Origin of the sequence: Mycolicibacterium anyangense (assembly GCF_010731855.1) — a bacterium.
Classification (GTDB): Bacteria; Actinomycetota; Actinomycetes; order Mycobacteriales; family Mycobacteriaceae; genus Mycobacterium; species Mycobacterium anyangense.
The window spans coordinates 1-26,053 of record NZ_AP022620.1 but is presented as its reverse complement, the minus strand read 5'-3'; the positions used below and the strand labels follow the sequence as shown (position 1 = coordinate 26,053).

The following is a 26,053-nucleotide window of genomic DNA, read 5'->3' as shown; positions in this document are numbered from 1 at the left end:
ATCTGCTGCACAGCATTATTCGATCACCGAGAGGCCGCACGTTCGTGACCGCAGAATCGCTGGACATCACCGCATTGCTCAACCAGTGGAACAACCACTCCACCCCCGATGTCACCTCGACGGTGCCCGAGCTGTTCGCTGCCCAGTGCGCGGCCACCCCGGATCACCTCGCCGTCGAGGACGGCGAGGTTCGGCTGACCTACCGCGAACTCGGCGCCCGGGTCAACCAGCTGGCCCGCGCTCTGCGCCGCCGCCACCCGCGACCGGAGACCACCGTGGCCGTCGGCCTGGCACGCTCCGCTGAGATGGTGGTGGCGGTGCTGGCCGCCATGACCGCCGGGGCCGCGTTCGTCCCGCTCGATCCCGGGTGGCCGGCACTGCGCCGCCGGCAGGTGCTCGCCGACGCCGCGGTGTCGGCGGCCTTCGTCAGCCCCGGCGACGAGTCTGATTGGGACGCCGACAGACTCGACGTCAGTCTGGCGAACTGGGCGTATGCCGACTTTCCGGCCACCGCGCCGCAGACCACGGTAGCCCGTGCCCAGCTGGCGTACGTGATCTTCACCTCCGGATCCACCGGAACGCCCAAGGGCGCGATGATCCGCCACGAGGCCATCGCCGAGCGCCTGTGCTGGCAGCGCGATCACATCCTGGGCTTCGGCGCCGACGACGCGACCTTGTTCAAAGCGCCGCTGTCCTTTGACATCTCGGTCAACGAGATCCTGCTCCCCCTGGTCAGCGGTGGCCGGGTGGTGATCGCCGCGCCCGGTGGCGACAAGGATGCCGAATACCTGCTGGAACTCATCCGGGCTCGGCGGGTGACGTTCGTCTACCTGGTCTCCTCCATGCTGGACGTACTGCTCGACATGGACCGGCTGGCCGTCGCCGCCGGCCAGCCGAGCTCGCTGGGTTCACTGCGTCATGTCTGGTGTGGTGGTGAGGTACTCACTCCCGAACTGTTCGGCCGGTTCCGCTCCCAGCTGAGCACCACGCTGTATCACGGATACGGCCCCGCCGAGGCGACCATCGGCGTCTCCCACGTCATCTACCGCGACACCGCCGAACGGATCGCGACCTCGATCGGACGGCCCAACCCACACACCCAGCTCTATGTGCTCGACGATGACCTGCAGCCGGTGGGGCCCGGTGTGGCCGGTGAGCTGTACGCCGCCGGGTTCCTCCTCGGCCGCGGCTACGTCAACCAGCCCAGCCTGACCGCAGCCAGGTTCGTCGCCAGCCCCTTCGACCCGGCGACGCGGATGTACCGCACCGGTGACCGTGCCCGGTGGACCAATGCCGGGACACTGGAATTCCTTGGCCGCACCGACAACCAGGTCAAGGTCCGTGGCCGCCGGATCGGACTCGAAGAGATCGAATCGGTTCTGGCCGAACACCCCGCGGTGCGCCGGGCCGTCGTCGACGTCCACCGGCGCGGCAGCACCGAACAACTGGTCGGCTATCTGGTGACCACTGCCGACGTCACCGGCGAGGAATTCGCCCAGTGGTGCAGCGAACGGCTGCCCGACTACATGGTGCCGTCGGTGTTCCTCGCGATCGACTCGATTCCGTTGACCGACAACGGAAAGACCGACCGCCGGGCACTGCCCGCCCCGGACCTGGGCCGTAGCGGTAAGGCACCGACCACCCCGCGGGAACGGGTGATGTGCCAGACGTTCGCCGACGCCCTCGGTGTCGACCAGGTGAGCATCGACGACGACTTCTTCGCCCTCGGCGGGGACAGTATCGTCGCGATCCGGGTGGTCAGCCGGCTGCGGGCGCAGGGTTATGCGCTGCGACCGCGGGACATGTTCGCTCACCGCACCGTCCGGGACCTGGCCCCGTTGCTGACGGAGTCCGCGTCAGTGCCCGCGCCGAGCAGCACCGCACCCACCGGGGCGGCGCCCGCCACCCCGATCCAGTGCTGGCTCGACGAGGTCGGCTATCACGGTTCGGTGCTCCACGGCTTCTACCAGGGTGCCTCACTGGCCTGCCCGGCCGGCCTCGACGAGGACACCCTGCGCCGGGCGCTGCGCCACACGATCGCCGCCCATCACATCCTGTGGGCCGCCGCCGCCGGGCCCGCACAGCTGGATATCCCCGCTACCGCGCCGGAACCGGTGCTGCTGGTCGGCGATCTCGCCGACGGGGTGGCCGCCATGCGGGACCGCTTGGTGACCATTCTGGATCCGGCAGGTGCAGCGATGGTGGCATTCGGCTGGCTGCGCGGCACCGCCGACGATGACCGGTTGCTCATCGTCGCCCACCATCTGGTCGTCGACGGGGTGTCGTTGCGGATCCTGGCCGACGACATCGCGTCGGCCTACAATTCGATGAATAGTGCTGCGGTACAGCATTTTCCGTCGGTGCGGACATCCTGGCGCCAGTGGTCTACCGAGCTGACCGCGGCCACCGCCGCGGGAGTTTTTGACGCGGATACCGCCTATTGGCGGGCCACCTGTGCCACTGTGGCACCGTTGTGGGACGACCAGCGGCTCGACCCGGCCCGGCACACGGTCAGCACAGAACGCCGGCTCACCGTGGAGTTACCGGCGACCGTCAGCGAAGCACTGCTGTCCACGGTGCCGGACCGCATCCACGGACACGTCAACGACGCGCTGGTGGCTGCGCTCTATCTCGCGGTGCAGCAGTGGCGCGCCGACCGCGGCCATGACGGCACGGCTCTGCTACTGGAAATGGAGGGCCACGGCCGCGAGTCGGCCAAGGTCAGCGACCTCGACCTGTCCGGGACGGTGGGCTGGTTCACCACCCTGTACCCGGTCCGACTGGAGGACAACGGATTCGACTGGCGCGACGCGTCTTCCGGCGGTGCACCACTGGGTGCGGCGGTGGCCTCGATCAAGGACCAACTACGCACCGTGCCCGAACACGGGCTCAGCTACGGTGCGCTTCGCTATCTGCGTGGCGACGACACCCTGGCGGCCACCCCGCAGGTGCTGTTCAACTACCTGGGCAAGTTCGACACTGCCGGGGGCGACTGGTCGTTCACCGACGAACACACTGTGCTCGAAGACCGCGATCCGGCAATGCCGCTGCCGCGGTTGCTGGAAGTCAACGCCGAGGCCGTCACCGGCGCCCTCGGCACCGTCCTGCGTGCGACCTTCAGCTGGCCGGGGACGGCGGCGGACGAGGCCGAGATCGCCGCCACCGCACAGCGCTGGATCGACCTGCTGACCCTGATCGCCACCGATGAGCATGTCGGCGGACACACCCCGGCGGACTTCCCGTTGGTGACGCTGCGCCCGAGGATGTCCGGCAGCTGGAAGCCGGGTATCCGGGCCTGTCCGATGTGCTGCCGCTCACAGCCACCCAGCAGGGCATCTATTTCCACTCCACCTTCGATCGCCGCCACGACCCCTACCTGGTGCAGCAGATCGTCGACATCACCGGGCCGCTGGACATCGCGCGATTCCAGCGCGCCATCGAGGTGGTCGCCGCCCGGCACCAGGCGCTGTCGTGCGCATTCACCACGATCGCCGACGGCACCCCGGTCGCGGTACAGACCAGCGGCATCGCACCGGACTTCGACGTCGTCGAGGAACCGGCCGACGACCGGATGGTCAACCGGCTGGCCGAACGCGACCGGCGGCGCCAGTTGGATCTGGCGCAACCGCCGCTGACCCGCTACACGCTGGTCCGCCGTGGCGCCGACCGGTACACCATGATCCAGACGGTCCATCACATCGTCGCCGACGGCTGGTCGGTGCCGCTGGTCCTGCGCGACTTGTTGACCGCCTACGACGGCGTCGACTTCGGCGGCCCTGCACCACAATTCAGCGCCTTCACCGGCTGGCTGTCCGACCGCGACGATGCCGCCGACCGCAGCGCCTGGCAATCGGTGCTGGCCGGGATCGAGGAGCCGACGACGATCGCCGCGGCCGACGGGACCGACGTGCGGGGCGACGGCTTCGGTACCCGGCAGCTGGAGCTCGGTCCCCGCACCGAGCTGTCGGCGGCGGCCGCACGGGCCTCGGTCACGGTCGGCACCCTGCTGCACTCCGCATGGGGCATCGTCCTCGGCCGGCTCACCGCCCGCCCGGACGTCGTGTTCGGCACCGTCGTGTCCGGGCGTCACGGCGACCTGCCCGGTATCGAGGAGATGGTGGGTCTGCTGGTCAATACCGTCCCCGTGCGGGTGCGCTGGTCGCCCTCGGATACCGCGGCGCAGGTGGCCGGGCGGCTGGCCGAGCGGGAATCCACCGTGCTCGATCACCATCATCTGCCGCTGACCGAGGCCCACCAGATCAGCGGGCTGCCCGCGCTGTTCGACACCCTCGTGGTGATCGAGAACCTGGGCTCGGCCGCGCTCTCGGGTGCCGAACTGTCCTTCGGTGCGGTCACCGTGGTCGAAGCCCCGCACTATCCGCTGACGCTGATGATCGCCGTGCACGACACCGTGACTCTCACCGTGACCAACGATCGCGCCCACGTCTCGGACGCATTCGCCGATTCCGTCGCCGCGGCGGTGCGCGACCTGCTGGCCACGGTCGTCGCCGATCCCGGCGTGCCGTGTGGTGCCGTGCCGCTGGGCAGCCCGCTGAGTCGTCCGGCGACCGCGCCGGCCGGCACGGTCACGGCGCTGCTGGCCGATGCGATCAGCCGAAATCCCGACCGGACGGCCCTCGTCTGCGGCGACCGGCGGGTCAGCTACACCGAGATCGACCACCGCGCAGCGGCATTCGCCCACCGGCTCACCGAAGCCGGTGTCGGCCGCGGTGATGTGGTGGCGCTGTCGATGGTGCGGGACGCCGATCTGGTGGCCGCCCTGTGGGCGGTCATCGGGTTGGGCGCCGCTTATCTGCCGGTGGATCCGACCTATCCGCAGGCGCGGGTGAGCTTCATGCTCGGCCATGCCCGCCCGCGCGCGGTGCTGGTCGATCAGATCGGCGCCGCCGCGGTGGCCGGTGCCATACCGGAGGGCTGCACCGTGATCGGTAGCGACACCGTCGACGGTGGCGGCCCGTGGCGGCCGGTGCCCGTCGGACCGCTCGACGCGGTGTCGGTGCTCTACACCTCAGGGTCCACCGGTGAACCCAAGGCGGTGGTGGGCAGCCATGGCGCGCTGGCCCATCGGGTGCGCTGGGCGCTCGCCGACTGGCCCGCCCAGGTGCGGCTCGCCAAGTCGTCGCTGTCGTTCATCGACGGCACCACCGAGCTGCTGGCCGGCCTCGCCGCCGGGACATGCACGATCCTGGCCGACGACACCGCCGCCCGCGACGGCCGGTTGATGGCCGAGCTGATCGCCGCCCACGATGTGGCCCAACTGGTGGCGGTGCCGTCGCTGGCCCATGCACTGGCCGGCGAGCATCGTGGCGAGCTGGCCTCGGTGCGTCGCTGGATTCTCAGTGGAGAGCCGCTGGAGTCCGGACATATCGCGGCCCTGCGCGCCGCCTGCCCGGCAGCCGCCATCGTCAACTCCTACGGCAGCTCGGAGGTCACCGGCGACGTCCTGGCCGGCGAACAGCACGGCGAGGCTGTCACGCTGGGTCACGTGGTTCCCGGCACCACCGTGCGGATCCTCGACCACACGTTGTCCGATGTCCCGGCCGGCGCGATCGGCGAGATCTACGTCAGCGGAGAACAACTGGCACGCGGGTATCTGCACCGCCCGGCCCAGACCGCAACCCGGTTCGTGGCCACGCCGGGGGGCGGGCGGATGTACCGCACCGGGGACCTCGGCGCACTGCGCCCTGACGGCACCGTCATGTTCGCCGGCCGCGTCGACGAGCAGATCAAGGTCAATGGCTACCGGGTCGAGCCCGGCGAGATCGAGTCGGTGCTGTTGAGCCACAACGACGTTGTTGGCGCCGCCGTCATCGCGACTGGATCCGCGTTGGCCGCGTTCGCTGTTGGTGACGCGGTCGACACCGCCGAGCTGCGGGCTTGGCTGGACAGTCGACTCCCCCGTCACCTGGCTCCCGGCACGATCACGCGGATCGATCGGATCCCGTTGCTGCCCAATGGGAAGCGTGATGCGGCCGCGTTGCGATCGCTGGCCCATGGGCAGCTCCCCGAGTCCGTGGGTACGGTGGGTCCGGCCGACCCGGTACAGCACGCGATCGTCGAGGTGATGGCCGACGTCCTGGGCCGCGCCGCCGTGAGTGCCGACGCCGATTTCTTCGCCCTCGGCGGTGACAGCATCGGCGCGATCCGGCTCACCAGCCGGCTGGCGCGCCGCGGCTACCTGCTGACCACCGAGGACGTCTTTCGCCACCGCAGCGCCATGCATCTCGCCAGTGCGGCAACCCCGACGGCCGACCCGGCACCGGCGCCGGTTGAGCGCTTCGTTACGGTCGCGCTGTCGGCGGACGCGATCGAGCGGCTGGGGCCGGATGTCGAGGACGTCTGGGCGATGTCCCCGCTGCAGCAGGGCTTGTACTACCAAAGCACCCTCGATGGTGCCGGGTCGACCTACATCGTGCAGAACACCTTCGACTTCGACCGGCACCTCGACGCCAACCGGTGCCGACACGCACTGCACGCGCTGCTGGCTCGCCACCCACAGCTGCGGGTGGGTTTCGGCACGATCGAGGACGGCGAGCGCACCACTGCGGTGCAGGTGGTCGCCGCCGGACTCCACCCCGACATCGCGGTGGTCGACCTGTCCACCAGCGTCGACCCCGCCGGCGAGTCGGGCAGCATCGCCGACTCCGACCGCACCACCGCCTTCGACGTCGCCGTCCCGCCACTGCTGCGGATCACGCTGATGCGGCTGCCCGACGGACGCGACCGGATGCTGTTCACCTATCACTTCCTGCTTTTCGACGGCTGGTCACGCGAATTGGTGCTACGAGAGTTCTTCGCGCTGTACGCATCCGACGGGCAGCGCGGAATGATCGAGCCACACGGGGACGTCGTGGTCCGATTCCTGCAGTGGCGTGCCGCTCTCGGCGACACCGACGCGACGCAGGCCTGGCGCGAGTTGCTCGCCGGGGTGGAGGAACCCACCCTCGCCACCGGCGCGGCACCGGAGCACCCGACGCCGGTGCCGGTACCGAACCCGGCCGGATCGTGACGACCGTGCCCGCCGAGTTGACCAGGCGGCTCACCGACACCGCGACCGCACTGGGGGTCACCCTCAATTCGGTCGTGACGGCCGCGTTGGCCATGGTCACCGGCTATCACGCCGGCAGCACCGACGTCGTCCTCGGGACGACGGTGGCCGGGCGTCCCGGCGAGCTGATCGGGATCGATGACACCATCGGGCTCTTCCTCAACACCGTCCCGGTCCGAATCGATCTGTCCCCCAAGCGATCAGCCTCATCCTGCATCCGAGCGATCGACCAACAGCGGACGACGATGATGCGCCACGACCATCTCGGTCTGGGCCATATCCAGCGGGCGGCCGGCGATTCGGCCACCGCACTGTTCGATTCACTCCTGGTATTGCAGAACTTCCTCGACGACGACACCTTTACCGACCTGGAAGCCGGCCACGGCATCACCGGCGTGCACTACCACGACACCACGCACTTCCCGTTGACCTGGGTACTCACCCCGGGCCACCAGCTCACCGTCAAGCTGGAGTACCGGGTGATCGACGACGCCAGGGCCCGCGCCATGGTGGAGCAGTTGCTCAGCGTGCTGGATCAGATCTCCGAACGGCCCGGACACGCTGTCGGTGCCGTCGAACTGGTGGGTACCGCCGACCGTACTGCGCTCGAACACGTCTGGTCGCAAACCAGCCACCCCCTCGACGACCGCACCATCGCCGACCTGTTGGCCCGCCGCGCCGAACAGACTCCCGACCTGACCGCCCTGGTGTTCGGATCCCGGCGCCTGTCGTTCGGCGAGTTGGACCGCCGCGTCGATCAGCTCGCCCGATTCCTGCGCCACCGTGGCGCCCGGCCCGAAGCGTTTGTCGCCCTGGCGCTTCCGCGATCCATCGAGATGGTGGTGGCACTGTTCGCGGTGCTGCGGTCCGGCGCCGCCTACCTGCCTCTGGAGCTCGACCTGCCCACCGAACGGCTACGCACCATCGTCGAGGACGCCACGCCGGTGCTGCTGCTGACCGCAGCGACCGACAGCGAAGTCGCCCACTGCGCACGCGAAGCCGGCGCACAGGTCATCACGATCGACGATCCAGCGATCGGCGCCACCGCTGATCACCGCCTCACCGAGTCGGAACTGGCCGGGTTCACCGGCGCGGGACGGCTCGACCATCCGGCCTATCTGGTGTACACCTCGGGCACCACCGGGCGGCCCAAGGGCGTGTTGACCGGCTATGCGGGACTGTCGAACATGTTCTTCAACCACCGCGAGGCGATCTTCGCCCCGACGGTGGCCAGCCGCCGCCGGCGGTGAACAGCTGCAGATCGCCCACACCGTGTCGTTCTCCTTCGACATGTCCTGGGAGGAGCTGTTCTGGCTTGTCGAGGGGCACACCGTCCACATCTGCGACGAGGAGCTGCGCCGCGACGCACCGGCGCTGGCCGCCTATTGCCGCCGCCACCACATCGACGTCATCAACGTCACCCCCACCTATTCCCACCATCTGATCGAGGCGGGCCTGCTCGCCACCGACGGTCACGTCCCGGCCCTGGTGCTGCTGGGCGGTGAGGCCGTCAGTGAGCAAGTGTGGTCGACCCTGCGCAATCACCCGGGCACCGCGGGCTACAACCTGTACGGTCCGACCGAATACACCATCAACACCCTGGGTGCGGGGACTTCCGACAGTGCGACTCCCACGGTGGGAGAACCGATCTGGAACACCCGCGGCTACCTCCTCGACAGCGCACTGCGACCGGTTCCTGACGGGGTGCCCGGCGAACTCTACGTCGCCGGCGTCGGCCTGGCCCGCGGCTATCACCGCCGGGCCGGCCTGACCGCCGCGGCCATGATCGCCGACCCGTTCGTGGCCGGCGGCCGGATGTATCGCACCGGTGACCTGATGCGCCGACGCCCCGACGGCCAACTCGACTATCTGGGGCGGGTCGACGACCAGGTCAAGATCCGGGGCTATCGCGTCGAGCCGGGCGAGATCGAGTCGGTGCTGCGCCACGCTCCCGGCGTGGCCCGGGTGCGGTGGTGGTGCGCAGCACGACCACAACGCCACCGGTCAAACAGCTTGTGGCCTATGCGATTCCCACCGATGACCCGCACGACGTGACGGCGTTCATCGCCACCCTGCGCGATCATCTGGCGGCCCGGCTGCCCGCCTACATGGTGCCGACCCGCTATGGCATCGTCGGTGAGCTCCCGCTGACCATCAACGGCAAGCTCGACATCCACGCACTGCCCGAACCGGTGGCCGCCACCGGCGGTTCGGGGCGCGCACCGCGCACCGCGGCGGAATCGACGCTGCTGCGGATCGTGACGACCGTGCTGGGCCTCGAGCAGGAGGTCGGGGTCGACGACGACTTCTTCACCCTCGGCGGCGACAGCATCTCCTCGATCGCGGTGTGCGGCCGCGCCCGTAAAGCCGGTCTGGCGATCACACCCCGCGACGTCTTCCGGCGGCGCACGGTCGCCGCCATCGCCGCCGCAGCCGGATCCAGCCGTCCGATGCCGCATACCGACTCCGGGATCGGCGATATCCGCGCTACTCCGATGCTCGCCGAAACAGAGTATGCGGCAACACCATTGAGCAACTTCTACCAGTCGATGGTGCTGGTCACCCCGGCCGCGATGACACTGCCACAGCTGGAGGCCATCCTGGGAGCGATCCTGCACACGCATGACATGTTGCGCGCCACGCTGGTGGGACGTGCCGGCGGCTGGACGCTGCGCGTGCCCGAGCACGGTCCCACCGTCAGCACTGTCCTGGCTGTCGAGACCGGCCTGCTGAGTGCGGACACCGTCGCGCAGGCGGCAGCATCAGCGGCCGACGACCTCGATCCCGAGTCCGGGGTCATGATCCGCGCGGTATGGCACCACAATCCCGGCGAAACCGGCCAGCTGCTGCTGGTCATCCACCACCTGGTGGTCGACGGGTGTCCTGGCGCATCCTGACCGAGGACTTGGCCCGGGCATGGGCCGACGTCGCTGCCGGGCGCCCGCTCACGCTGGACGTGGTACCCACTTCGTTCCGCACCTGGGCGCAAGCCCTGGGCGAGAACAGCTTCGAGCCGGAGACCGACTACTGGAACGCGCTGCTGTCGACACCGGATCCGGTGCTGGGCACCGGATCCCCCGACCCGGTACTCGATACCGCCGGGACCGTCATCAGCACCAGCGTGTCGCTGCCCACCGCGGTCGGTTCCGCGCTGCTGTCCCGTGTTCCGGCCGCGTTCCACGGCAACGCCAACGATGTGCTGCTCGCCGGGCTCGTACTGGCGTTGGCGCACTGGCGCCGCCGGCAGGGAGTCAGCGCCGGCAGCGCCACCGTGCTCAATCTCGAGGGCCACGGCCGGGAGGCCGATCTGGTGGCCGGGCATCTCGACCTCTCGCGCACCGTCGGCTGGTTCACCGCCATCCATCCGGTCCGCATCGACCCCGGGGAGCTGTCCTGGGACGAGGTTCTCGATGCCGGGCCACGGCTGGCGGGCGCGGTCAAGGCGGTCAAGGAGCAGCTGCGCCAGGTGCCCAGCCGCGGGCTGGGATATGGAGTGCTTCGGCATCTGGCGGATCCGTCGCCCATCATCGGCCCGGCCCCACAGATCCTGTTCAACTATCTCGGCCGGTTCACCGGCGGCGACGAGCAGCTCTGGCGGCCGGTCGCCGGGGTCGGGGCACTGCGTGAAGGTGTCGACCCCACCAACCCGGCTGTGGCACTGGAGATCAACGCGCTGGCCGAGGACGGGCCCGACGGCACCCTCCTGCACGCCACCCTGTCGTGGCCCGCCCGGCTGGCCGACGAATCCACCATGGCCGAGCTGGCACGGCTGTGGGCACAGGCCCTGGCGGCCCTGACCCGCTGCGCCGACCTGAGCGGTCACACGCCCTCGGACTTCCCGTTGATCCCGGTGACCCAGGACGACATCGACGCGTGGGCCCGCTCCGGGGTGGTGGAGGACGTGCTGCCACTGCTGCCGCTGCAACAGGGGATGTACTTCCATCACATCGTCGACGACACCGCCAGCTATGTGGTGCAGCAGGTCGCCCAGCTCAGCGGCCCCGTCGAACCCGACGTCCTGGCCGCCGCCGCGCAGGCGGTGCTGCGGCGCCACCAGGGGCTGCGGGCCAGCTTCCACGAATTGCATGACGGGCGGATCGCCCAGGTGGTGTGGGCGGATGTCCCGGTCCCGTTCGAAGCCGTGACGGCTCCCGGTGATCAGTGGGAAAGCATTGCAGCACAGGAGCTCTCCCGGACGTTCGACCTGGCCGAGCCACCGCTGGTGCGCTACACGCTGGTGTCGCAGTCGGCCACCGAACACCGGCTGATCCAGACACTGCACCACATCGTGGCCGACGGCTGGTCCTATCCGCTGATCTTCGGTGACATCGTCGCGCACTACAACGCCGCTACCGGAGCAGGTCCGGCGCCCGACCCGACCGGGGTGACCTTGCGCGACCATGTCGAGGCTCTGGCCGCCGGTGACCCCGCAGTTGCGCGCGCGACCTGGGCGCCAGTTCTGGCCGGCAGCACACCCACCCTGCTGTTCGACGACGTCGCCGCGGTCGGTGAGCACCGCAGCGTCGTGCGGCGGCTCTCCGCGGAGCACACCACCGCGCTCGCCGACTACGCGCGCACCCGCGCGGTGACGGTCAGTACCGTGCTGCACGCGGCATGGGGTGTGGTGCTGGGCAGGTTGACCCAACGCACCGATGCCGTCTTCGGATCCACCGTGTCGGGTCGCGGCGGCGCTCTGGCCGACACCGATTCGATCGTCGGACTGCTGATCAACACCATCCCGGTGACGATGTCCTGGGACGAGCAGACCCCGCTCGGCGAGGTCATCGAGGCTGTGCACCGCCAGCAGACCGAGGTACTCGATGCCACTCACATCGGCCTTCCGGAGCTGGCTCGGATGGCCGGGGCACGCGAACTGTTCGACACCCTGGTGGTCGTCGAGAACTTCCCCGCCACACCGGAATACACCGCCTCAGCCCCAACGGCATTGACCTATCGCGGTTTCACCGGGACCGACGCGCCGCACTATCCGGTCGCCCTCGTCGCGTATCTGGGTGCGGAGCTGACGGTGGAGATCAAGTACGACACCGCCGTCGTGTCGCACACGCAAGCACTGCGGTTCGCCGACCGGGTGCACACCGTGCTGGAGGCAGTCACGCTGCGACCCGACGGTCCGGTCGGCGCCCTCGATCTGCGGACCGATGACGAGAAAGCGTGCTCGGCAGGGGCAGTGCGGCCCGGGCCTGCTCGCACCCTCGGTGCCGCGTTCGCCGACGTCGTCGCCTCCCACCCGGACGCCATCGCGGTGGTCTGCGGTGAGATCCGGCTCAGCTACGCCGAACTCGACCGGCGGGCCGCCGCGGTGGCCGCGGCACTGGCCGACCTCGGGGTGGGGGTGGAATCTCCGGTGATCGTCGCCCTACCGCGCTCGGTGGATCTCGTCGTCGCGATCCTCGCCGTGGTCAAGGCCGGCGGCACCTACGTGCCCGTCGATATCGATTCCCCGACCGCCCGGCTCGCCCACATCCTCGACGACGCCGCCGCGGTGTGTGTGCTGACCGATCGCGCCGAACGCATCCCGACCAGCGCCGCGGTGCTGGTGGTGCCGGAGGTGGCCTCCCGACGGATCGATGGCCCGCTGCCGGCGGCCGTTGCGCACCCCGACCACGCCGCCTATGTCATCTACACCTCCGGGTCGACCGGCCTGCCCAAGGGGGTTGCCGTCACGCATCGCAACGTCGCGGCGCTCTTTCACGCCGCCTCGGAGGTGTTCGAGGTCGGCAGCAGCGATGTGTGGACCATGTTCCACTCGGCGGCCTTCGACTTCTCGGTGTGGGAGATGTGGGGAGCCTTGCTCCACGGCGGCCGGCTGCTGATCGTCGAGCAGGAGGTGGCCCGCGATCCGGATTCGTTTGTCCGGCTGCTGGCCGACGAAGGCGTGACGGTGCTCAACCAAACACCGTCGGCGTTCTATCCGCTGATCGAGGCCGATCGGCGGCTGCGGCGCGAGCTGTCGCTGCGGTATGTGATCTTCGGCGGCGAGGCACTGGACACCAGCCGGTTGGCGCCGTGGTACGCCCGCCACACCGAGGATGCTCCCCGGCTGGTCAACATGTACGGCATCACCGAGACCTGTGTGCACGTCTCGCTGCGGCCGCTGACCGCAGCCGATGCGGACAAGGCGGCGAGCGTGATCGGCACCGCACTGCCGGGGTTGCGAATTCACCTGCTGGACAATCAGCTTCGCCCGGTCCCCACCGGTGTGGTGGGTGAGATCTACGTCTCGGGTGGCCAGATAGCCCGCGAGTACCTGGGCCAGCGCGGCCGCACCGCGGGCCGGTTCGTGGCCAACCCCTTCGACGCGCCGGGCGATCGGCTCTACCGCAGCGGGGACACCGCGATGTGGACCGAGGGGGGCGAGCTGGTGTATCTCGGCCGCACCGATGAGCAGGTCAAGGTGCGCGGCTTCCGGATCGAACTCGGCGAGGTCGAGTCGGCGCTGGCCGCCCACCCTGATGTGCACAATGCGGCGGCGACGGTGTGGAGCGACGAGACCGGGCACCGTCGCCTGGTCGGTTACCTGGTCGGGGCGGGTGACCTAGACACCGCCGCAGTACGAGCCGTTGTGGCACAACGCGTTCCGGAGTACATGGTGCCGTCGGCATTCGTCGTGCTCGATGCGTTGCCGCTGACGGTGAACGGCAAGCTCGACCGCGCGGCGTTGCCGGCACCGGTCCCCACCGAGACTGCTGACGCGGGCGAACCGGAACCCGCCATCGGGACGGCCACGCTGCTGTCCCGGCTGTGCGGCGAAATCCTCGGCAGCCCAGTGGCTCTCGACGACGACTTCTTCGCGATCGGCGGAGACAGCATTCTGGCGATCCAACTGGTCAACCGGGCCCGGCGGGCCGGGGTACGGATCAGTCCGCAGCAGGTGTTCACCGCCAGGACCCCGGCGGGTCTGGCGGCGCTGACCGGGCCGGGCACACCGGCCACCGGTACCGAGGACTCCGGGCCCGATCTCGGCGAGGTGATGCTCACCCCGATCGTGCACCGGTTGGCCGAACTCGGCGGCTCGATATCCCGGCTCAATCAGTGCGAGCTGCTGTGCGTCCCGGCCGGCGCCTCCGAAAAACGGTTGCAGATTGCTCTGGATGCGCTCGGCACCCGCCATGACGCGCTGCGACTTCGGCTGCACCGGCCGACGCCGATGCTGTGGTCACTCGAGGTGACCGAACACTGCACCCTCACCTTGTCCGGGTCGACGCCGCCGGTCTCGATGACGACGCTCTGCGGCAGGTGATCGGCGCCGAATCGGATGCGGCGGCAGACCGGCTCGATCCCGATGAGGGCGTGGTGGCTCAGGCGGTGTGGTTCGACCGTGGCAGCGGGCAGTCGGGGCGGCTGCTGCTGATGCTGCACCACCTGGCGGTCGACGGGGTCTCCTGGTCGGTGCTCGTCGATGATCTGCGGTCCGCGTACGAGCAATCTCCACTGGCTCCGGTCGCTACCTCGATTCGTGCGCACGCCCGCCTGGTCAACGAAAATGCCCAGGGCTCCGCCCGATTGGCGGAGTTCCCCCATTGGAGCGAGGTCCTGGCGCCCGGCGCAGATCTGGACCCGACCACGCCGACCGTCGGACTGACGGTGGGTGCCACCCGCGACCACGAGGTCCGGTTGACGGCACAGCAGACGGCAGCGCTGCTGACCGACGTACCCGCACTGGCCAACGCCGATATCACCGAAACCCTGCTCACCGCGCTGTATCTGGCGGTGCGCCGCTGGCGCAGCGCACGGTGGCGAACCGCACGCACCGTTGCTGGTCGATCTGGAACGGCACGGCCGCGACCACTGGCCCGCCGAGGTCGACCTGTCCCGCACCGTCGGCTGGTTCACCACCATCACCCCGGTCCGGCTGCACAGCGAACACGACGAACCGATCAGTGCGCTCAAACAGGTCAAGGAATCGGTACGCACCGCACCCGACGGCGGCCACGGCTACGGCCAGCTGCGGTACTGCAATGCCCGTACTGCAGCGGCCCTGGGCCGGTTCGCAGCCCCGCAGGTGTTGTTCAACTATCTGGGCCGCCAGGCCCGCACCGGCACCACTGCCTGGCAGGTGGCGCCCGAAGCCGACGCACTGCGCGGTGCACCCGACTCTGACCTGGGCACCCCGTACCTGTTGGAGGTCAACGCCTTCTGCGAGGAGGGCGCCGACGGTCCACGACTGCGCGTGATCCTCACCTATCCCGACACCGAACCCGGTGCCGCCAGCGCCGAGGAGCTGGGCGGGTATCTCGCCGAGGTTCTCGTCGACCTGGGCCGCACGGCCGACACCGCCCCTGCCCGCCCGGCGCTGACGCCCTCGGACCTCGCGCTGGTGACGCTGCGCCAGAGCGAGATCGACACGCTGCTGGCTGCCGCACCGGGGCCGGTCGACACCATCTGGCCGCTGTCGCCGCTGCAAGAGGTGTACTTCCAGGCCCGCTACTCTCCCGCGGCGGTCTACATCGTGCAGAACGTGTTCGACGTCGCCGAGCCGATCGACGTCGCCGCTCTGCGCACTGCCTATTCGACGGTGATGCGCCGGCATCCGGTGTTGCGGTCCGGATTCCACGCCGGCGACCTCGCGTCGCCGGTGGCGGTGATCGCCGCCGATCCGGTCTGCGAGCCGGAGGTGATCGAACTGGTGGAGCAGGACCGCTCTCGGCTCGACGAGATCACCGCAGCGGAGCGGCTGCAGACCTTCGACCTGGCCCGGCCGCCACTGGCCCGGTTCACCGTGGTGCGCTCACCGGAAGCGGATCGGCTGATCTTCAGCTACCACTTCCTATTGCTCGACGGCTGGTCACGCGAGCAGTTGTTGCGCGACCTGTTCGCCGAGTACGCCGCGGCGCGCACCGGCCACCTCGCCGACGTGCCCGTCCCGACCGCCGATTTCACCGATTACCTGCGCTGGTTGCAGGGCCAAGACCGGCAGGCCTCGGCCCAGCGGTGGAGCCGGGCCCTGTCCGGGCTGGCCGCACCCACGCTGCTGGTGCCGTCGGCGGTCGGCAGCGAGCCAGTGCTGGCGCTGCGACTCGAGGTCACCCTGACCGAGGAGCAGACGACAGCGCTGACCGACACCGCGCGACATTGCGGGGTCACGCTCAACGCGGTCATCGGCTGCGCCCTGGCTATGGTGCTGGGCTACGAAACCGGAAGCGATGATGTGGTGTTCGGGTCGACGGTGGCCGGCCGTCCCACCGACATCGACGGGATGGACGCGGTGATCGGGCTGTTCCTCAACACCGTGCCGACCCGAGTCCGGCTGGAACCGGGACGCTCGCTGACAGCAGCACTGCGGGCGATCCAGAACGAGCGGCTCGACCTGATGGATCACGAGTACCTCGGGCTCGGTGAGATCCAGCGCGCGGCGGGCCTTCCCGGCGCCTTGTTCGACAGCCTCTACGTGCTGCAGAACTTCCTCGGCGACGACACCTTCACCGACATGGAGGCCGAGCACGGCATCGTCGGCCATGACTCGGTGGACGCGTCCCACTATCCGTTGACCTGGGTGGCCTCCCCCGGCCGCCGGTTGTGGATCAAACTCGAATACCGGCCCGACGTCGTCGAGCGCGATCGCGCCCAGCGACTGCTCGACCGCCTGCAGCAGGTTCTGGTCGCCATGCCCGACCACCGCGACCAGGCACTCGCGCCTGCCGCTGAGGCTGCCCACGGGCAGATGGTGCTGCTGCGCAGCATGTTTCGACAGTTCATCCACTGCCGCCGAGCACGGTGACCGACCTGCTGGCCGAGCATCGACAGGCGACCGGCGCGGCTCTGGTGTGCGGCACCGATCGGATCGGCTACCCGGGCTCGACGACCGGATCACCCGGCTGGCCTGGTTCCTGCACAACCAGGGCATCGGACCCGAATCGATCGTGGCGCTGGCGATCCCCCGGTCGATCGATGCCGTGGTGGCGCTGTTCGCCGTCCTACGCGCCGGTGCGGCCTACCTGCCACTGGAGCTGGACTACCCCGACGAACGGCTCACCGTCATGCTCGCCGATGCGTGCCCCGCGCTGGTGCTGACGACACCAGCCATCGCCGACCGCATCCGTGCCCTGTCGCCTGACCTCACCACAATTGTGCTGGGCGACACTGATCTTCCGGCGGCACCCCCAGCGTGGACCGGAGTGCCGGTGCGGCTCGACGATCCCGCTTATCTCATCTACACTCGGGTTCGACCGGCACACCCAGGGTGTGCTCACTGCTCACCGCGGTCTGACCAACATGCACCTCAATCACCGCGAGGCGATCTTCGGCCCGGCGATCGCCACGGCCGGCAGGCGCCGGATGCGGATCGCGCACACCGTGTCGTTCGCCTTCGACATGTCCTGGGAGGAGCTGCTGTGGCTGATCGAGGGTCACGAGGTGCACATCTGCGACGAACACTTGCGCCGGGACGCGACCGCCCTGGTGGCGTACTGCCACGAGAATGCGATCGACGTCGTCAATGTGACACCCACCTATGCGGGGCTGCTCTTCGAGGAGGGCCTGCTCGACCCGGCCGGGCACCCGCCGGTACTGGTGCTGCTGGGCGGTGAGGCGGTGTCACCGGCGGTGTGGAACCGGTTGCGCGACAGCGACACCAGCTACGGCTACAACCTCTACGGGCCGACCGAGTACACCATCAACACCTTGGGCGCGGGCACCGACGACAGCGCCACCCCGACAGTCGGCCGGCCGATCTGGAACACCGAGGCGCACGTTCTGGATGCGTGGCTGCGGCCGGTCCCCGACGGTACGCCCGGCGAGTTGTACATCGCCGGAGCCGGTCTGAGCCGCGGCTATGTCGGCCAGCCGGGGCTCAGCGCGGCCCGGTTCGTCGCCAACCCGTTCGGCGCTGGCCGGATGTATCGCACCGGTGACGTGATGGTGCGCCGGCAAGACGGCAACCTCGACTTCCTCGGCCGCACCGACGATCAGGTGAAGATCCGCGGCTACCGCGTCGAACCCGGTGACGTGCAGGCGGCGCTGGCCGCCCATCCGCGGGTGCGGCACGCCGCGGTGATCGCCCGGCCCGATCCCGGTCTGACGGGTTCTGATCAATTGATCGGCTACATCGTCGCCGCCGACGACGACCCTAACGTGGTGGCCGACGTTCGGTCCGCCCTGCGAACGAGCCTGCCCGCCTACATGGTGCCCGCGGTGATCTCGGTGATCGACGCGTTGCCGTTGACCGACAACGGCAAGCTCGATCTTCGCGCTCTGCCGGATGTTTCGGTCACCGGCGGCGTCGCGTCCCGGCCGCCCCGCACGCCGGCGGAGGCCGCCCTGTGCGCCGTGTTCGGCGACATCCTGGGCATCGACGAGGTCGGCGCCGACGATGACTTCTTCGCCCTAGGCGGCCACTCATTGCTGAGTATCCGGTTGATCAACCGGGTGCGAACCGAGTTCGGGGTGACGATCTCGTTGCGCGACGTCTTCGACGCACCGACCGTCGCCGGACTGGCAGCCCTGATCACCGGCACCGGCGGGCACGCCCACCGACCTGAGCTGGCCGCCGGTGAGCGTCCCCGCCGAGTCCCCGCCTCCGCCGCCCAACAGCGTCTGCTGGTCCTCGACCGGCTGGCCACCACCGGCACGGCCTACAACTATCCCTGGTGTTCCGGCTGCATGGCCGGCTCGATGTGACGGCGTTGCACGCGGCCGCCGGTGACGTCGTGGATCGGCATGAAGTTCTGCGGACGGTGTTCGAGTCCACCGAAAGTGGTTTCTATCAAAGGATTCTGCCACCGGGAACCCCGCCGCCACTGCAGGTGATCGACTGCCGGCCGGACGAATTCACTGCGCGGATCGCCACCGCGGTCGACTACCGGTTCGACCTGAGCAATGAGATCCCGCTGCGGCTCAGCGTGTTACGGGCCGCTGACGACGAGTACATCGTCGTGGTCCTGCTGCACCACATCTGCACCGACGAATGGTCGGATGGCCCGTTCCTCGACGACCTGAACCGTGCCTACCGAGGCCGGGTGGCGGGTGATCGTTCCGGCCTGCCGCCACTGCCCGTGCAGTACGCCGACTTCACCCTGTGGCAGCAGCGCGTGCTCGACCAGGTCGGCGAGCGGCAGGCGGAGTTCTGGAGGCGCACCCTGGCCGGTGCTCCCGACGAGATGACGCTACCCACCGACCGGGCCCGACCGGCCCGGCCCAGCGGCCGGGCGGCACCGTCGAGGTGGAGCTTGCGGCTGAACTCGTGGCGGCCTTGCGGCAGCTGGCGGCGCACGGCGGGTGAGCATGCTGATGCTGGCGCACACCGCGGTCGCCGTGCTGCTGCACCGTCTGGGCGCGGGCGAGGACATCGTGCTCGGCACACCGGTGGCCGGTCGTGACGAGGCGGCGCTGAGCGACCTGATCGGATTCTTCGTCAACACCGTGGTGTTGCGCACCGACGTGTCCGGCAATCCGGACTTCGACGACCTGCTGGCGCGGGTGCGCGACACCGACCTGGCCGCCTTCGCGCACCAGGAGCTGCCGTTCGACCAGGTGGTGGAGAACCTCAATCCGCCCCGCGTGCTGGGTCGCAACCCGTTGTTCACCGTCTTCCTGGGCTACCACCTGCGAGATGGCGAACCCACCGGGATGTTCGGCCTTCCCACCACGTGGCAGGAATCCGCGACGACGGCGGCGATGTTCGATCTGGGCTTCACGCTCGTCGAATATCACAGTGGCACAGCAACTCTGGTCACCGAATACAGCGCCGACCTGTTCGACGAGTCCTCGGTGCGCACGCTGGCGGACCGGCTAGTGCGGGTGATGGACCAGATGGTGGCCGATCCACACCGCCGGATCGGTTCGATCAACCTGCTCGACGAGGCCGAGCGGCACACCGTGGTCGACGTGGTCAACGACACCGACCACCCGAGTGCCCCGGCGACCCTGGCCTCGCTGGTGACCGGGCAGGCCGGGCTCACGCCGACGGCGGTCGCGGTGCGCTCGCAGGACGCCGAGCTGACCTACCGCGAGCTGGATGACTGGTCAGACCGGCTGACTGCGGGACTGGTCGCACGCGGTGCCGGCCCCGGCACAGTGGTGGCGGTGTCGTTGCCGAGGTCGGTGGAGTTGGTCGTCGCGCTGCTGGCGGTCGCCAAGTCGGGGGCTGCGTTCCTGCCGCTGGACACCGACTACCCGGCCGACCGGCTGGCCTACATGATCGACGATGCCGTACCCGCCGTGATCCTCGACGACATGGCCGAGATCCGCAGGCACCGGACCACCGAGGCGGCTGCGGAGCCGATCCAGGTTCCCGCCGGCACATGGGCGTACGTGCTCTACACCTCCGGATCAACGGGACGGCCGAAGGGTGTCGCCGTGCCGCATGCCGGCATTGTCAACCGGATCAGGTGGCTGCAGCACGCTTACCCGCTGGGGCCGCAGGACCGGATGCTGGTGAAGACCCCGATCAGCTTCGACACTTCGGTATGGGAGGTGTTCTGGCCACTGAGCGTGGGCGCGACGCTGGTCATGGCCCGCCCGGGCGGTCACCGCGATCCGCGCTATCTCGCCGACATGATTGTCGCGCAATCGGTCACGGCCGTGGACTTCGTTCCGTCCATGCTCGAACTGTTCCTCGACGAACCGGCCGCGGCCAGGTGCACCGCGCTGACCCGGGTGACGGTGGGTGAGGCGCTCGGTGCCGATCTGGCCGCCCGCTACACCGCGATGTTCAGCGCTCCCTTGCACAATCTCTGGCCCCACCGAGGCATCGGTGGACGTGCTGGGGTGGACATGCGACGGTTCGGCCCCGGCACTCGGGGTGCCGGGCTGGAATGTGCGGGCTTACGTGCTGGACGACTATCTGCATCCGGTGCCCGCCGGTGCGGCCGGTGAGCTGTATCTGGCCGGTGTGCAGCTGGCCGACGGCTACCTCAACCGCCACGCCCTGACGTCGTGCCGCTTCGTGGCCAATCCGTTTGGCGGCGGGCAGCGGATGTACCGGACCGGGGACCTGGTGCGTCGGCGCACCGACGGCCAGCTGGAGTATCTGGGCCGCACCGACGATCAGATCAAGTTGCGCGGTGTGCGCATCGAGCCCGGCGAGATCGAAGCGGTGCTGGGCACCCATCCCGCGGTGAGCTCGGCCCGGGTGGTCGCGCGCGGAGACCGGTTGGTGGCCTACTGCCTGGCCACCGGTGAGTTGCCGGCCGCCGCGCTTCGGGAACACCTCACCGCGGCACTGCCGGCGCACATGGTGCCCTCGGCGTTCGTCGCGGTGGAGTCCTTCCCGCTGACCCCGAGCGGCAAGCTCGATCGGCGGGCGCTGCCGGAACCCGAGTTCACCACCGCTGCCGGACTCCCGCCCACCACCGCGACCCAGCGGCGGCTCTGCGAGCTGTTCACCGCACTGCTGGCGGTTCCGGTCACCACGATCGACGCCGATTTCTTCACCCTCGGCGGGCATTCGCTGCTCCTGGTCCGGCTGGCGGCCATGATCCGCGCTGAGTTCGGTGCCGGGATCGCGGTCACCGACCTGATGACCGCGGCGACCGTGGCCGAGATCGCTGTCCTGCTCGACGCCCCGGACACAGTGAGCGCCAATGGCCTGGGGCATGTGCTGCCGCTACGGGCCTCGGGGACACAGCCGCCGCTGTTCTGTCTGCATCCGGCCGGTGGCTTGGCGTGGCAGTTCGCCGGACTCAAGGCGCACCTGCCGGCGTCGGTGCCGCTCTACGGCCTGCAGTCGCCGCTGTTCTCCGGACAGCCGCTGCCCGAGACCATCGGGGAGCTGGCCAGCGGTTACGCCGACACCGTCGCCGGTCTCGCACCGCAGGGTCCGATTCGGCTGCTGGGCTGGTCCTTCGGCGGCTCGATGGCGCTACTAGTGGCCGCCGAGTTGCGCCGTCGCGGGCGCGAGATCGGATTCGTCGGCATGCTCGACGCCCGCACCGACGACGCCGTCGTGGCCGACTTCGAGCCGGAGCAGGTGTTGGCGGGCTTGCTGCGGGAGATGGGCTTCCCGGTTGCCGCGGGTACCAGCATGACGGTGGCGCAGGCCGTCGCGCTGGTGCGGGACAGCGGAGATGCCATCGCCGTGCTCAACGATCGCCAGATCGCCCTGGTGCTCGAGAACTACGTCGCCGCGGAACGCCTGACCGCGGGCGCGGATTACGGTCACTATGACGGGGACGTCTTGTTCGTCGACGCCAGTGTGCTGGAGATGGGGCTGACCGGGGTGGCGTCCGAAGGCTGGCGCCGGCACGTGGGTGGCCGGCTGCGGACGGTCGAATTGCCCTGCCGCCATTCCGGGCTGGACCCGACCGCTGTGGACCGGTGGGGGCCGGTTGTGGCCGATGAACTTGCCCACTGAACAGAGCAGGCCCGCCGGGACGTTCCGGCGGGCCTGCTGCCTCCCCTCAGGCGTTGGACAGATCCGCGACCGGTCGCCCGTTGAGGGCATTGGCCAGCTGCGGGGTCAGAATGTTGAGCGCGTACAGCATCGCGTCCGGACCGCTGTAGGTCAGTGCACCACTGAGATTGGAGTCGAAGCCGGTGAAGAGGGTTCGACCGTCGCGGACTACCGCCAGCCGCGCAAAGCCGGCGAGGCCATCATCTGCTCTTTGGTGGCGCCATTGACGAACAACACATCGCGGTCGAGCACGTCGAGACGCTCCTCGCTGACGTCGCCAGTGACATCCTGGGTGGCGAAGCCCAGCGCGGTGAACAATGCCCGGCGGGGATCCTTCTCGGAAGCAGGTAGTGCCCGCCGTTCTCCGGACCGAAGTCGACAACCAGTGTCTTGCCGGCGAATTCGGGGTTGGCGGCGCGGGCCTGGTCCAGGCTGGAGCGCACCTTGTCGACGAGTGCCTTGGCCTGGGACTCCTTGCCGAGGGCCTTGCCGGTGGTGAGCAGCTGGACATCCCAGGGAGTTTCCTCGTCCGGGTAGTCGGCCGACTGGATCACGGTGGGGGCGATCGCCGACAATCGCTCGTAGGTGGGTTTGTCGATCGATTCGTAGATGGCCAGGATCAGGTCCGGCTTCTGCGCCGCGATGGCTTCGTAATCGATGGAGTCCGACCCCCGTGGGAAGCCCTTGCCGCTGGTGGCGGCCTTGACCCACGGGTAGTCGTTGTAGTGGTCGAAGAACGCCCGGGCGCTGACCGGTACCACGCCGAGCGGCAGGACGAAGTCCTGGTCGGTCCAGCCGACGGTGACCACCCGCTGGGGGTTGGCGGGGACCTTGGTCTCGCCGAACTTGTGGGCGATCGTGACCGCGCCGGCGGCCGTGCTGGTCTGGGCTCCGGTTTGGGTGTTGGTGGTGCTCGATCCGCAGCCGCTGAGCAGGCTGACGGTCACGGCGATGACCGCTGCGGCAGCAAGTCCTCCCCGCGCCGCCATCGGTGATTGCGCTTCAAGGCGTTCCCTTCGTTGGAAGCAATAACCGCGCCAGATTACTTTAGGCTTACCTAATTTAGGGTCCTACGTTTCGAGATGCCGCAGGCGGCCTGCAATGCCCGCGTGGGTGTGTGATCCGCTGGGTGACAGCATTTTTGACGCCTCCGATGGCCTGCCGCCGGGCCGGGAGCGTAGCCCTTGTAGAACCTGATTATTAGGTTAGCCTTTCCTGGTAATGGGCGCGCCGGCTTATCCGACGCGTCATCGACGCTGGGGCGGAAGGGTGTGCATGCTGCGAACAATGCTGGGCGGGAAGATCCACCGGGCAACCGTGACTCAAGCCGACCTGCACTATGTCGGGTCGGTCACGATCGACTCGGAGTTGATGTCGCACGCCGGCATCCTCGACGGTGAACAGGTCCACATCGTCGATGTCACCAGCGGGGCACGGCTGGTGACCTACGCGATCTCGGGGGCCGCCGGTTCCGGGGTGATCGGGATCAACGGCGCGGCGGCGCACCTCATTTCGCCGGGGAACATCGTGATCATCATGTCGTTCCTCGGGCTCGACACCGCTGAACAGGACGTGCACAAGAGCCGGGTCGTGCGTCGACTCCGGCAACCGCATCGTCGCGGTGGGATCCGACCCGCCGAGCCGGTGCCGGGCGCGATCGACCAGATGGCGGGTGCGTGATGCCGACCTTCACCACTGACGCGGACAACGACGTACTCGACTTCGTCGGCGTGGGGTTCGGGCCGTCGAATCTCGCCCTGGCGATCGCCGTCGAAGAGTTCAGCGCGCAGTGCCCGGCCGGGGTCGCGATCAATGCCGAGTTCATCGAGGCCAAGCCGGAATTCGGCTGGCACACCGGCATGCTGATCCCCGGGGCAACGATGCAGATCTCGTTCCTCAAAGACCTTGTCACCCAACGCAACCCGCAGAGCGAGTTCAGCTTCCTGAGCTACCTGACCGAGCGCGGCCGGCTCTCGGAGTTCATCAACTACAAAACGTTCTTTCCCACCCGCCTGGAGTTCCACGACTACCTGTCGTGGGCGGCCGAAGGTGACGGCCACGGTGCGTTACGGCTCGCGGGTGGTCTCGGTACGGCCCGTCGGCGATTTCTTCGAGGTCGACATCATCGGGGCCCACGCCGGCCGGCTGCGCGCCCACAACGTGGTGATCGCGGGCGGGCTGAGCCAGCTACCGTCCGGCGTCCGCCGGTCGGCCCGTCAGATCCACAACCACGATTTCCTCAACGACCTGGCGCGGCTCCCCTCTCGGATGCACGACCGGTTCGTCGTGGTCGGCGCCGGCAGAGCGCCGCCGAAGTCACGGCCTACCTGCACGACACGTTTCCCTGTGCCGAGGTCCACGCCGTGTTCGCCAAGTACGGCTACAGCCCCGCGACGACAGCCCGTTCGCCAACCGGGTCTTCGACCCCGGCGCCGTAGACGACTTCTACGCCGCCGAGCCGCCGGTGCGCCGTCGGCTGCTCGACCACCGCAGCACCAACTACTCGGCCGTCGACCTTCCGCTCATCGAGGATCTCTACGCGCGCGAGTACGCCGAACGGGTGGACGGACACCGACGGCTGTTCATGCGCGGCGCCTCCAGCGTGGACGGTACCGAGGAGAGCCGGGATGGCGTGCGCGTGTCCATCCGGCATCACCCCAGTGCCGTCATCGACGAGATCGACTGCGACGCCGTGATCTACGCAACCGGTTTCCTACCCACACCGCTGCGCGACATCCTCGGGGACCTCTACGGCAGCCTGGTCTTGGAAGGCGGCGAACCAGCGGTCTCCCGCGATTACCGGCTGATCACCGCGACCGAACTGACCGGTGGTCTCTACATCCAGGGCAATACCGAACACACCCATGGGCTGACGTCGTCGCTACTGTCCAACATCGCCATTCGAAGCGGGGAGATCCTGCAGTCGATCGTGCAGCAGCGCAGTGCTGTTGCGCTGCAACGGCTGTGACCGCAGCGGCGTAGGTCAGACCGTGGCGCGCCAGGTGGTGGTTTCGTTCACCGACCGGCGCTCGGTGGGCGGCTGCGGGTCAGCACCCTCGGGGGCGATCCCGACCCGGATCAGTGCCTGCGGATGCGCAGCACCGTCGAAAACCTCGCAGGCCAAAGCCAATCGGTTGCCGATGTCATTGAGTGGCTCGGTCAGCGGGCAACTCGCCACACCCATGGCGGTCGCCGTCAGGGTCAGATGGCTGATCGCCTCACCGGCGCGCAGTCGCATATCGTCGCCGTCGCTGGTGGTACCCACCACCAGCAGCACCGCATCGTCGGACGGATCGTCGACCGCATCGGAGGTGTAGTGCAGCACCACGGTGCCGTCGGCACGCCGGGTCCAGCGTGACCGCGGTACGACCGCGAGTTCCACACCCAGCCGGGCGGCCCGGACGTAGAGCGTCTCCAGTGTGCCGGCCGGCACCCGCTCGGCCCGGTACCGCCGGCGGTCGGCTCGGCGTCGGGGTATGGCAGCGGCCAGTTCGAGCTGACCGTCGCGCGCCGGTTGCTCGGCGACGTCGACGACCGCCAGGTGGCTGTGGTCACCGCGGTCCGGGAACCGCTGTACCCGCGGCTGCCAGCCGGCAGCGGCCAGGGCGACGGCGCAGTGATCCAGCACGGCTCCG

At 69.1% G+C, this 26,053-nt stretch carries 2 protein-coding genes and 3 pseudogenes; 3 read left to right on the top strand and 2 right to left on the bottom strand.

The annotated features are described in order from the left end of the window. The first annotated feature begins 5 nt into the window (after positions 1–5). Positions 6–22,379 (top strand): annotated as a pseudogene (locus tag G6N35_RS27805) (non-ribosomal peptide synthase/polyketide synthase). A gap of 239 nt (positions 22,380–22,618) precedes the next feature. Here G6N35_RS27805 and G6N35_RS00020 read toward each other — a convergent pair. Next, positions 22,619–23,407 (bottom strand): ABC transporter substrate-binding protein, encoded by a 789-nt coding sequence (locus tag G6N35_RS00020; protein WP_246224141.1) that lies wholly within the window; start codon positions 23,405–23,407, stop codon positions 22,619–22,621. Between the two features lie 286 nt (positions 23,408–23,693). On the opposite strand from G6N35_RS00020, the pseudogene panD reads away from it, so the two are divergent. Together panD and G6N35_RS00010 are read left to right on the top strand one after the other, a co-directional pair. After that, positions 23,694–24,098 (top strand): annotated as a pseudogene (gene panD / locus G6N35_RS00015) (aspartate 1-decarboxylase). Further along, a pseudogene (locus tag G6N35_RS00010) lies at positions 24,098–25,386 on the top strand (lysine N(6)-hydroxylase/L-ornithine N(5)-oxygenase family protein). Before panD ends, G6N35_RS00010 begins: the two co-directional pseudogenes overlap by 1 nt. A gap of 15 nt (positions 25,387–25,401) precedes the next feature. Here the strand turns inward: G6N35_RS00010 and G6N35_RS00005 are convergent. After that, the coding region (locus G6N35_RS00005) for a nitroreductase (protein ID WP_163802239.1) at positions 25,402–26,053 on the bottom strand (652 nt) is incomplete at its 5' end.

What these genes read in the sequence shown, in the direction of transcription:
- G6N35_RS00020 (WP_246224141.1), bottom strand. Translation starts at nt 23,407, where the DNA reads ATGGCGGCGCGGGGAGGACTTGCTGCCGCAGCGGTCATCGCCGTGACC.